The sequence below is a fragment of the Limnohabitans sp. T6-5 genome, from assembly GCF_003063315.1.
In the GTDB taxonomy this organism is placed as follows: Bacteria; Pseudomonadota; Gammaproteobacteria; order Burkholderiales; family Burkholderiaceae_C; genus Limnohabitans_A.
The window spans coordinates 361,851-373,191 of the sequence record NZ_NERV01000004.1; the positions used below are offsets into that span (position 1 = coordinate 361,851).

General features: G+C 59.5%; 11 protein-coding genes and 1 pseudogene. All 12 read right to left on the reverse strand.

Annotated features, from left to right (window positions below; genetic code table 11):
• Positions 1–1,260, reverse strand: coding sequence for an FIST N-terminal domain-containing protein (locus B9Z51_RS16975; protein WP_108376331.1), 1,260 nt, complete (start codon positions 1,258–1,260; stop codon positions 1–3).
• Positions 1,257–2,075 (reverse strand): PhaM family polyhydroxyalkanoate granule multifunctional regulatory protein, encoded by an 819-nt coding sequence (locus B9Z51_RS16980; protein WP_108376332.1) that lies wholly within the window; start codon positions 2,073–2,075, stop codon positions 1,257–1,259. Before B9Z51_RS16980 ends, B9Z51_RS16975 begins: the two co-directional genes overlap by 4 nt.
• Before the next feature lie 364 nt (positions 2,076–2,439).
• The gene (locus B9Z51_RS16985; protein ID WP_146187798.1) at positions 2,440–2,967 is read right to left on the reverse strand and encodes a hypothetical protein; all 528 of its coding nucleotides are present in this window, start codon (positions 2,965–2,967) and stop codon (positions 2,440–2,442) included.
• Positions 2,951–4,186, reverse strand: a complete 1,236-nt coding sequence (locus B9Z51_RS16990; protein WP_233255016.1) for a hypothetical protein — start codon at positions 4,184–4,186, stop codon at positions 2,951–2,953. The genes B9Z51_RS16985 and B9Z51_RS16990 overlap by 17 nt, the downstream gene beginning before the upstream one ends.
• A gap of 254 nt (positions 4,187–4,440) precedes the next feature.
• Positions 4,441–6,645, reverse strand: a complete 2,205-nt coding sequence (locus B9Z51_RS16995; RefSeq protein ID WP_108376334.1) for a TonB-dependent receptor — start codon at positions 6,643–6,645, stop codon at positions 4,441–4,443.
• 96 nt (positions 6,646–6,741) lie between these two features.
• On the reverse strand, positions 6,742–7,104 hold the full coding sequence (locus tag B9Z51_RS17000; RefSeq protein ID WP_108376335.1) for a DUF2946 family protein: 363 nt from the start codon (positions 7,102–7,104) through the stop codon (positions 6,742–6,744).
• A 30-nt stretch (positions 7,105–7,134) separates the two neighbouring features.
• On the reverse strand, positions 7,135–7,614 hold the full coding sequence (locus B9Z51_RS17005) for a copper chaperone PCu(A)C (protein WP_108376373.1): 480 nt from the start codon (positions 7,612–7,614) through the stop codon (positions 7,135–7,137).
• A gap of 134 nt (positions 7,615–7,748) precedes the next feature.
• Positions 7,749–8,126: a DUF2946 domain-containing protein gene (locus B9Z51_RS17010; protein ID WP_233255017.1), complete on the reverse strand. Its 378-nt coding sequence runs from the start codon at positions 8,124–8,126 to the stop codon at positions 7,749–7,751.
• Positions 8,127–8,183: 57 nt separating this feature from the next.
• Positions 8,184–8,573, reverse strand: coding sequence for a BLUF domain-containing protein (locus B9Z51_RS17015; RefSeq protein ID WP_158272919.1), 390 nt, complete (start codon positions 8,571–8,573; stop codon positions 8,184–8,186).
• A gap of 77 nt (positions 8,574–8,650) precedes the next feature.
• Positions 8,651–9,028, reverse strand: a complete 378-nt coding sequence (locus tag B9Z51_RS17020) for a DUF779 domain-containing protein (protein ID WP_108376375.1) — start codon at positions 9,026–9,028, stop codon at positions 8,651–8,653.
• Positions 9,029–9,103: 75 nt separating this feature from the next.
• Positions 9,104–10,624 carry an aldehyde dehydrogenase family protein gene (locus tag B9Z51_RS17025; RefSeq protein ID WP_108376337.1) on the reverse strand — a complete coding sequence of 507 codons (1,521 nt, stop codon included), beginning with the start codon at positions 10,622–10,624 and terminating at the stop codon, positions 9,104–9,106.
• A gap of 427 nt (positions 10,625–11,051) precedes the next feature.
• A pseudogene (locus B9Z51_RS17030) lies at positions 11,052–11,341 on the reverse strand (TonB-dependent receptor); the annotation flags it as partial.

The following is an 11,341-nucleotide window of genomic DNA, read 5'->3' on the forward strand; positions in this document are numbered from 1 at the left end:
CTACGGCGTGGTTGGGGGACTCGTGGGATGGGTGAACACGGTCAGAACGCCGGTGTAGCCGTACAGGTGGTGGCGTGCGATTTCGCCTGCGGCAAAAAAGCCGACCAAGGGCACATCGCCCAGAGCGTGGCGGATGATTTGCATCTCGGCGCTGGGGCCACCAAAGTGGGGGCCGCCGCGTCCGGTGCAGCTCACGTACACGGCGCCAGCGATGCGTTGGCCGGGCAGCGGCAAGGTCGACACAGGGTCTTCGGTCAAGGCGTTGAGGGCCTCGATGGACAAAACATCGGGCTCCAGCTCTTCACGAATTTCAGCGCAAACGCGCACCAAATCGGCTCGGGCGGCTTGCACATCGCGGCGGCAAAACGCCAGGCGCATGCCGAGCTCCAGGTTCTCTGCAATCACGACCCCTTGACGCGCCGGGTCCAGGCCCACGATGTGGCGCACCAGCACGTCGGCGCCCAGCTGGCCCGTGCGCTGAACGCTGACCACGCCGGGCAGGCTCAAGCCCACCAGGGTGGCGCGCACCGCCTCGATGGCTTTTTGAGGCTCGCTCAGTGACACCTTCAAATCGGCCAGCAAGGCCTCCAGCGCTGGCGCGTCACCCAACTGAAGGGCCACATGCTGTTCAGCTTCAGTGATTTCACGCTCGGGTGAAATGGGCTGGCAGCCTTGCGTCACGCGTGAAATGAGCCCCACCTCTGGCGAGAAAGCCACGCCACTCAAGCCACCTTCCAACACCCCGCGCCCCGCCAGATCGCCCTGATTCACCGCGAACTGAACATGGCGTGTGCGGCTTGAGGTGAGACCGCCAAACAAATAACCTTGTTGCGTGCGCTGCGCCATCTCGGCCACCAGCTCGGCCAGTTCCGGGGTGCCCGGGTCGGCATGCACCAGCGCGGCATCGGCGGCCCAATGGGCGGGCAAAGGCGCTGCGCCAGAGAACACGCGGTAATGCTCGGGTGGCAAGTCGCACAGCATCACGGCCATGGCCGGTTCGTCAAAGTATTCGGCGTTGTTGACGGCAATGCCCACGCCCGTGGTGCCCGCCCAATCGCTCACATTTGGCAATTCCTGACGCAGGTGATCAAGCAAAGCCTGGGCCTGGTTGGCGTAGTGGTCCGTGATGTAGAGCAGCGCCAGCTGGGCTTGGCTGGCGAAATCGGGCAAGCTCATTTGTGCCCGCAACTGGGCCAGCACCAAGCCCGCAGCCATGCGCCACTGCGGGTGGGTGGCATGACCGAAGGGGAACAGTTTCATGCGGGGCTGCGTTGGGCTGCAGGCCTTTTGCGCGGCGCCTTTTTGGCTGCGGTCGTGCTGACTGATTTGACCTTGCTTTTCGTGGCCTGGGTCTCTGTGCTGGGTGCCGCAGCAGGCTTGGCACTTCGGGGGCTGGCAGATTTCGCCTTAGCCGATGATTTTTGTTTGACGCCACTTTCTTTGTCGGACAGGCCTGCCTTCATCGCTTCAGCGGCCACATCTTTCAAAGCGGTGCTGGCGATGGTCTGAAACTGCTGGGTCAGGGCATTCCACCACTGCATGGGGTCCACGGCAGATGGTGCGGCCGCATCGGCTGACTGCGCTTCGGCCTGCGCCGCGCCATCCGGTGTTGCAGCCTGTGCCACATCGGGTGATGGCGCGGGTTCGGCATCTGCTTTGGGCTTGGGTGAAAACAGTGAGCTTTTGGGGGCCGAGGCGAACTCTGGTTTGGGGGCCGCATCAGCCGGGGACGCTGAGGCTTGCGCCTCCGGTGGCTTGGCTGTGAACGCTTTGGCCAGATCACTCATGTTGACGTTCATGCTTTGCAGCGTCGACAAGGTCATCTTTTGCACCTCCATCGCCTGGATGGTGGCTTTGAGCGCCGTGGCGTTCTGGTCCAGCCAGAACTGCACCGCCTTGAGCTCCTGGATGCGCTTGTCAATCTCTTCAACGCTCAAAGTAGGCGCGACCCAACTGGCCATGCCAGGCATGGCACCAGTCGCAGGCTGCGCCTTGGCGGCGGATTGTGTGAGGTTTTTCAAAAAATCAAATCCCGGTACAAATTGACCAAATCCGAAAGCATTGGGGTCACTCATGGGCGCTCCTTGGAGAAATTTCGAATTCACCGAATTCATCAAATCAAGCTTACCCCAAAAAGCTTACCCCAAACCCTACAAACTGAATATCAGCAAGCGCCCACAGCGCAGACCCATCAGATTCGTGTCTGTTGGTGCTTGCGCCAAGTCATCTGGCCCTCCATCATAGCCACGGGCAGAGTAGTGAATTCAACGCTTGAGGACGTTTGCCCTTGTCTGCGAGGCTGAGCGTAGGTGCGACACAGTTGCCCATACCCGGCATACCCATCTCGCTGCGAAAAGCTGGCCAAATTGTCATGGGCATTCGGCGCTGGCGCGCATCGGCGGCGGGTCTTGTCAGGTCATGTCGACCTGTCAGAACGCTTCAAGCAGGCGACAACCAGCGCTTGAGCATGATCGGCGCAGGGGGTCCGATCACCCTTTGGGTCTGGCCTTTGGCATCCACCAGCACCACATAGGGCGTGACGTTGGGCCAGGCAGGGTCAACCGCCTGCCGGATGGCGGGCTCGAATCCGTCAAAGGCGTACATATGGGTCATGCCCTTGAAGTGCGCAGCGTGGCGCAGTGCCTGCGGGCCGACCACATCCATCATGACGGCATTGAGTTCGGGCTTGTCTTTGCGCTGTTGCACTGCCTTGTGCAGCACCGCAAACGCGGCAGGACAGGTGCTGCAATACGAGGTGGTGAACAAGTAAGCCGCAGGGCGTGGGCCGTGTTGCAAAGCATGCTCCCAAGTTTTCTCATCGAAAGGCAGCACTGTGCGCTGCGCAGGGGTCTTGGCTGGCCCTTGGGGGTGTGCGTGGTGGTGTGCTTGCGCCCGCGTCACAGAGGCACTCAGGCAGAGTGCTGCGGTGCAGATGGCAAGTGCAGTTGATTTAAAAGCGGATGTCATGGACTTGCGTCTCCTGCGTGTTGCGCCAAACCACCACCATGCGCGCGCCACTTTGGGCCAGGCGCGGGTGGTCGTTGTAACCCGTGGCTTGGCCCAGGGTTTTGAGGGTGAAGTTCTGACCGCCATCGGTCGACAGCCAGGCCTTGAGTGTGGTCTGCGCCCCTTCGCTGCTGCGCCAGACCACGGCCAGGTTTTGGCCATCAGCCATCACATCGGCGTGTTCTGCACGCGCATCGGGCAACACCCGCACGGTATCGGCCAGGGGCTCACCATGTGCGTTCAGGCGGGCATAACGCACGGCGGGTTGATCTTGCCCATTCACTTTTCGAATGCCAAACCAGACGGTGTGATAGCCCGAAGTGCCTGCGTTGAGTGCCAAACCGGGACCGTGGTGCGGACAAGCGTTGATCTGCCAGTCGTCGTGCGTGCTGCGGGTGATGCGATTGGCCGGGGCACCTACGCTGGCAAAAGCATGGTCTCGCGTGCTGCTGTCGAACACATGCCGCCAGGTGGCTTGCAGTTGGCCTTGCGGGTTGCGGGCCAAGCCAATGCGGCAACACTCACACGAGTGGTCGGCCACTTTGGTGTCGGGGCCAAAAGTCTGACCACCGTCCTTGGACTCGTTGCGGTAAATCGCGGCACCTGCATATTTTTGCGCCGAGCCTTTGGGCGGTTGGTCGCGCTTGTCCACCCACAGCGTGTGCAGCACGCCTTGCGCGTCAAAGGCCACCGATTCAAAGCGGTGGGTGATTTCCTGCCGGTCCTGGTGCACCGTGAAAGGCGCACTGAATGTTTGCCCGCCATCGTTGCTGCGCAACATGCGGATGAAGCCCGTGTAAGGCTTGGTCAGCGGCATGGTGTAGCTGATCACCGCCCAGCCATTGGGGCCAAACGCTATTTTTGGACGGCTTTCGCCGTCGGCCGCAATTGGGTCAGCGGCAGTGTTCTGGATGCGTGCTTCGCTCCACTGCAATTGCCCCCCCAAAGGTGTGCTTTGCACAAAAAGCTGCGCTTGTGCATTCAAGCCCACCACCCACAAACGACCATCGGGCGCAATGGCCGCGCCCGTGGCCAGTTGCGGTCGCTGGTGGCGGTGCTGTGAAGTCGCAGCGGGTTTGATGGCATCCTTGACAGCATCTTGCGCCCCAGCCTGCGGAGCCACAGACAGCCAAGCCATCGCCAGGCCCAACACTGCACACCAACGGTTCAAAAATTTCATGGACTTCTCTACCAAATAGGGGTGATTGAATGATTGATTCGGCCCCGTGAAGTTTTCAATGCACAAAGATGTTGTAGGTCGGCGGTCGAAGACTCCGACATGGGCCTGTGCCCAAACCCATCATGTCGGACTCTGCGAGTACCGACCTACAAGATGACATTTCTCACTCATTTCAAACTTCAGCGTCCCGGATCCATACAGGCTGGCGAAGTGATCGTCACTTTTAAACAAATCATCGCCAGTCAAGCTTCACGTCAACGTTGACCAAACGACTTGGTCAAACCCAGCATGACGCTGCGTGGCGCACCAGCGGCATAGGTGTTTTGCGTGTTCGGTGTGTAAGCGCCGCTTTTGTAACTGCTGGACGCGTTGTCCGAATACAGCTTATCGGTCAGGTTGCGCACCTGTCCCCAGACTTCCCAGCCATCGGCCAACTTGTGGCTGGCCGTCAGGTTGAGCAGGGTGTGGCCCGCGTAACGCAGCGTGTTGGCGTTGTTCATCCAATAGCTGCCTTGCTTGACCAGACCCAAGGCTACACGCGATGAAGGCGTGAATTTCCAGCCGACTTGGGCGGTGATGGTGTGGTTGGGGGCCTGTGGCATGTCTTTGCCAGAATAGTCTTCGATCGCCCCCACTTTGTCGCTCACGCGGTAAGACACAAAGGTGTGCTCGGCCCAGGTCGCGCCCACGCGCCAGTCCCATTCACGCAGATCCTGGTTCAGGCTCAACTCCAGGCCCCGGCTGCGTGTGTTGCCTGCGTTCTTGTTGTAGCTGTCGCCAATTTCAGAGGTGTAGGACACGATGGTGTCCTTGCCATTGAGTTGGTACAACGCCGAATCGAGGCGAATGCCCGAGGCCAACAGAGCGCGCCAGCCCACCTCGACGTTGTCGTAGGTGGCTGAATTCAAATCAGGAATGGCGGTCTTGCCATACAGCTGACTGACTTCGGGCGGTGTGAAGCCCATGCTCAGATTGCTGTAAAGGCTGCTGGTGGGACTGAGGGCGTAAGTCGCGCCGAGCTTGGGGCTGAACTTGGCAAAGCTGCGCACCTCGTTGGCGGCACCGTAATTGGCATCCGGCGTCAGATTGTTTTTGAAGTCGTAGCGGATGCTGTCATAACGGCCTCCGGCCACCAAGCGGAACTGCTCACTCGGACTGAACTCCAGCTGTGCAAACGCGGCATCGTTGGCAATACCCGCACCGTAGTTGCGCACGCCGCTGGGGTTGGCCACGCTGTTCAAGGTGTAGCTGGTGTAGCGGCCAGTGGGCACATCGCGCACCACTTTCAGGTTGTCCGACACATAGTCGTTCTGGCTGCGGTCAATGTAGACGCCTGTGACCAGGCGGGCACGCAGCCAGTCGAGCTTTTGTTCATGCTTCACGTCCACGCCCAGCGATTCGACGTGGTTGTTGTTGATCGTCCCCACAACAAACCCATTCGGCAAATAAGTAGCAGGTTTTGTGGAAGATGCCGCGCAACGCTTGCTGGGGTCGGTAGGTGCACCACAATTTTTGATCGTGTAGTTGGGCAACTGACCATGGTCGTTGTTGCGGGCAAACAGCGTCACCGTGGTCAAGCCACCTTGCGTGGTTTCGCCTTCCCAGGCCAAATTGGCGCGGGTGGTTTTGTCTTTGCGCCAAGTGAAGGTGTTGATGCTTTTGCCCGGGTTGGCGCGGAAGTCGTTTTCAAACAAACTGCCGGGCGTGTCCGAGTCCAGATTGGTGTGCACCAGCGAGGCACGCAACCAGGATTTGTCGTTCAGGGTGTAGTCGCCACGCAGGGTGAACGAGTCTTTTTTGCCCCCGCTGTACTGCTGCCAGTTGTTGGTGTCGCGTTGCGAGCTGTAGTGCGAGAAACGCAAACCCAGATCACCCCAGGTGTTGCTCGCACCAGAGTCCACGCGGGTGAACCCATCGGTGTTGTCGTGTCGAATGCCCACGTAGCCGGTGGGCGTGCGGGAGGCGCGTTGCGTCAAAAAGTTGACCGCCCCGCCCACAGCGTTGCTGCCGTACAGGGAAGATGCAGCACCCTTGACCACCTCGACGCCGCCCGAGCCGTTCATGTTGTTTTCGTTCAGGGCGTTGTGGTTGAACACACCCAATGGACGGATCGGGATGCCATCTTCCAAGTACTGGTAGACCGCATTGGTGCTGATGGGCTGGCGAATGGCCATGCTGTGCTGCTCGTTGCCCAGATCGTTCCAGTGCACACCCGGAATGCGGTTGATGATCTCACCCACCGATTTGGGTTTATCGGCGTCCCACTGAGAACGGCTGACCGAGCCAATCGACACAGGGGTTTCGGACAGTTTGGTTTCTGAGCGCGAACCCGACACCACGATGGTGTCCAGCGCTGTTGAAGTTTGGGCCACAGCGTGGCCACTCAGGCTGGAGAGCATGTTGGCTAAGAGGCCGTACACGGCCAAAGACAAAGGAGAAAGAGAGAGGGTATTTTTCATGGCAAGTTTCAAATGGATCGGTCACGGCCAAGACACAACTCAGCAGTGACAACAAGCGCCGAACACCTGGCGGTGTTCAGTCCGGTTCAACAAAGATCAATTGAAAACAGGCGGCCCGCGAGAGGGCAAAGGCGGGGCCGTGCGTGCGATCAGCACGGCCTCGGGCAGACGCTGCACGATGTGCGAGCGGGCATCAGGCACATGGGCCAGAGCGGCCACCGTGGGTGGCGGCAGAGCTGGCGTGGCGTGGGCACACAGCGGGCAGTCCATGCTGCTGCGCACTTGGGCGTCTCCGCCCTCACCTTGCACCACCACTTTCATGAGGCCCATGCTGGAGCACACCACGTCCATGGTTTTGGGCTGCAGCGTGGCCGCCAACACCGACACTCCCACAAACAGCACGTACCAGACCAGCACAAGGCGGGCCAGACGGCGTAGCTGAGTTGTGGTCGTGTTCATGGGCAGGTCAGTGGTCAGCGCTCAGACCGTTCAGTGCTTGTGCATCTGGCCTGCGCCGTGGTTCATGGCCGGTGCAGCAGCCGTGCGGGCAGGCACTTTCAATTCCACAGATTGGCGTTTGCCATCTTTGCCTTCCACCACCAGTGTCACGGGCACGGTGTCACCGTCTTTGACTTGGCCTTTCAGATCCATCAGCATGACGTGGTAGCCGCCGGGCTTGAGCTCGACCGCTTTGCCTGCGGGCAAAGCCAAGCTGGGCACCGCACGCATTTTCATGACGCCGCCGTCCATGGACATTTCGTGCACCTCGACCACACCCGCCACAGGCGATTCGGCCGACAGCAGTTTGGCGTCTTGCGCCGACTGCAGTTGCATGAAGGCACCGGTGGCTTTTTGCTGAGGCACGGTGGCGCGCACCCAGGCGTCTTTCACGGTGACCTGGGCTTGGGCGGCCAAGGACACGGTCAATGAAACGAAAAGGGCAGACACAGACAAAACGAGACGGGACATGAAACGCTCCTGGTGGTTGGTGAACAAATGAAGAGGTACAGACAGTGCACACAGCAAGCCCCTTGAAACGGGATGCACAGGCACAGGTAGTCGACGAAACCGATCAACCCCCAAGCGATTCAGGGGGCCGTGTTTCAGGCCAAAAAGGAAGGGGGTGCGCGGGCTTGCCAGGGTTGCCCCAGCAAACTGGCCAGCCGAGCAGCAGGCAGGGGCTTCAAAACATGAGACAAGTTGCCCGTTGGCAAGGGGGCCAACATGTCGGCCACAGGGGGCGCGATCAGGGGCAGGCAGGCGGGGCAGTCGAGCGCGGTGTGCAATGCGGCACCACTCACCTCATCGCCAGCGGCATCAGGCTGCACCAGCTTCACGCCACCGATGGCGGTGCAAACCAGATGCACGGCTTCGTTCTTGACCAGCGGCGAAGCCACCGCCACCCCGACAAACAACGCAAACCACACCAGCACGAAGCGGGTGAGGCGGTGGGCGTTGCGCAGGGACTGCAAGAAAGTCATAGGGCGCGATTATGACACTGGGGTTTGACCGGCCGTTGAGCGTGCGCTTGCTACACCTCAGGCCAGCGCCAATGCGGCGCACCGCTGAGCGGCCTCGCTCATGCCAGCCTCGTCAACCGGGAAAAAGCCCGGGATCTCGTATTTGTTGAAGTGGGCATAAGTGGAAAACGCCATGGACCAATCGCCAAATCGCCGCGACGATTCAGGGCCACGCGAAAGCAGCTCCAGGTTGTAATGCCGGTCATCGTGCTTGAGGCTTCGCCACAAGACTTCAACCGCATCAGGTGGGCCCTCAATGCACTGGACAAAGATTTCTTCGGTATAGAGCAAATGCCCAGTGATGCCCAATTCACGGTTGCGTTTTCTGCACTGCAACAACAAATTGAACAAATGCAAGCTGCCCAGTTTGTGGGTGGCTTTTGACCGATAAACAAGGCGCTCCAGCATGATGACTCCGAATAATGGCCAAGTATTGTGGGTGACGGGCATGAAGCGGGGCTTACAAAAATGCCCCCGTCCTGATATCAGCCCAGATCTGACAAAACCTGCGGCTCGATCGCGGCCCACTCTTGGTCAGTGAACAGGCGCGAGCGGGTGTGAAAAGCCTTGCCTGTGTTGCCCTCGAGCGAAAACGTGCCGCCCGAGCCTTCGATCACATCCAGAATCAGCTGGGTGTGCTTCCAGTATTCGTATTGCGATTTGCTGATGTAGAACGGCACGCCGCCCACTTCACCCAGCTTCACGTCATAAGGCCCGATCGTCAGGTCGGTGGGCAAATAGCAATTGGCTGCGCTGTTGTCGCAGCAGCCGCCCGACTGGTGAAACATCAGCTCGCCATATTGGGTTTGCAGCTCATTGATCAGGGCCAGCGCTTCGGGCGTGGCCACCACACGTTCAACCATGTTCATCTCCTTCGGCAATCCAAGACAAAAAGGGGCGGATCGCTCCGCCCCTGTGATGCAGACCGATTTGGTCGATCAGAAGAAACCCAGCTTGCTCTCGCTGTAGCTGACCAGCAAGTTCTTGGTTTGTTGGTAGTGGTCGAGCATGACCTTGTGGGTTTCGCGGCCAATGCCGGACTCTTTGTAGCCACCAAACGCCGCGTGTGCTGGGTAGGCGTGGTAGCAGTTGGTCCACACGCGACCGGCCTTGATGGCGCGGCCCATGCGGTAGGCCACATTGCCGTTGCGGCTCCACACGCCAGCGCCCAAACCGTACAGCGTGTCGTTGGCAATGGCCAGCGCTTCGGCTTCGTCCTTGAAGGTGGTCACGGCCAACACGGGGCCAAAGATTTCTTCCTGGAAGATGCGCATTTTGTTGTGGCCCTTGAACAGCGTGGGCTGCACGTAGTAGCCGCCTTCGAGGTCACCGCCCAAGTGGGCTTGTTCACCACCGGCCAAGACTTCGGCACCTTCTTGCTTGCCCAAATCGAGGTAAGTCAAGATCTTGGTCAACTGCTCTTTGGAGGCTTGCGCGCCCATCATGCTGTCGGTGTCCAATGGGTTCTGGTGCTTGATGGCGGCCACGCGCTTCAAGACACGCTCCATGAACTTGTCGTAGATGCTTTCTTGGATGAGTGCACGCGATGGGCAGGTGCACACCTCACCCTGGTTGAAGGCGAACAGCACCATGCCTTCGATGGCTTTGTCGAGGAAACCGTCGTCTTTGTCCATGATGTCGGCAAAGAAGATGTTGGGCGACTTGCCGCCCAGTTCCAGCGTGGCGGGAATCAAGTTGTTGGCTGCTGCCTGCGCGATCACGCGGCCTGTAGAAGTGGAGCCCGTGAACGCGATCTTGGCGATGCGCTTGCTGGTGGCCAAAGGCATACCGGCTTCGCGGCCATAACCGTTGACGATGTTGAGCACGCCTGGAGGCAAGAGGTCAGCGATCAATTCGGCCAGCACCAGGATGGAGATGGGGGTCGATTCAGCGGGCTTGAGCACGACGCAGTTACCAGCGCCCAAAGCGGGAGCCAGTTTCCAGGCGGCCATCAGGATCGGGAAGTTCCAGGGAATGATCTGACCCACCACGCCCAGCGGCTCGTGGTAGTGATAAGCCACAGTGTTTTCATCGATGTCAGACAGCGCGCCTTCTTGCGCACGCACGCAGCCTGCGAAGTAACGGAAGTGGTCCACCGTGAGTGGAATGTCGGCGTTGAGCGTTTCGCGGATGGCTTTGCCGTTGTCCACGGTTTCAGCGTAAGCCAGAATTTCGAGGTTGGCTTCGATGCGGTCAGCAATCTTGAGCAAGATGTTGCTGCGCTCGGTGGGCGATGTCTTGCCCCAGGCGTCAGCGGCTTTGTGGGCGGCGTCCAGCGCCAGCTCAATGTCGGCAGCGTCAGAGCGTGCAGCCTGTGTGTAGACCTTGCCGCTGATGGGCGTGATCACATCGAAGTATTGGCCCTTGACCGGGGCTACAAATTGGCCACCGATGAAGTTGTCGTAACGGGCTTTGTATTGAATTTTGGCGCCAGCGGCGCCAGGTGCTGCGTAGATCATGTTTGTCGTCCTCTTAACAGTTTGAAACGTGGATAGCCGATGTGGCTGTTTCAACTGTCTCAACTTCCATGCCACGCCAAAAATCGCCCCATCCCCAGTGTTTATGCGCCGTCATGAATCAACTGTGTCAGCTTGACTGTCACCCCGACTGCATCAGTCTGTGACACTGCCACAAACTGTGACGGCAAATGATTTCATAGGCAGGTGCGCAAACGTAAAAAAAGGCCCCGAAGGGCCTGTTGAACGTCAGCCGCCAGAATAGGCCAACCCACGAAGTAGAGAATGCGCGGACATCACAAGGGCACGGACACATTGATACCTGTCATGCAGTTGTCGGGGTCTGCCACCACCGACCTACAAGACCGCAGGGTCTCCCGCAGGTCGGCACTCGAAGAGTCCGACATTACCGGATACAACGCTGTGATGTTCACAGGGGCACCGACACCTTGATGCCCGTCATCCAATTGCGGGGCAAGCCGGGCTCGAAGTATTGCGTTGTGGCCTGATTCACGATGACCGAGCCCACATACTGTCGGTCCATCAAATTGTCCACACCGGCCCAGGCCTCCAGTCGCACCGAGCCCCATTGGCTGCGATGGCGCACACGCAGATTCACCAGGTCGTAGCCCGCCACGCGAGAAACCGCTTCGTTCATGTCGCTGGCCCACATGGCCGAACGCGACACCCAGTCTGCAGAAGCGGACAAACCCAGCGACT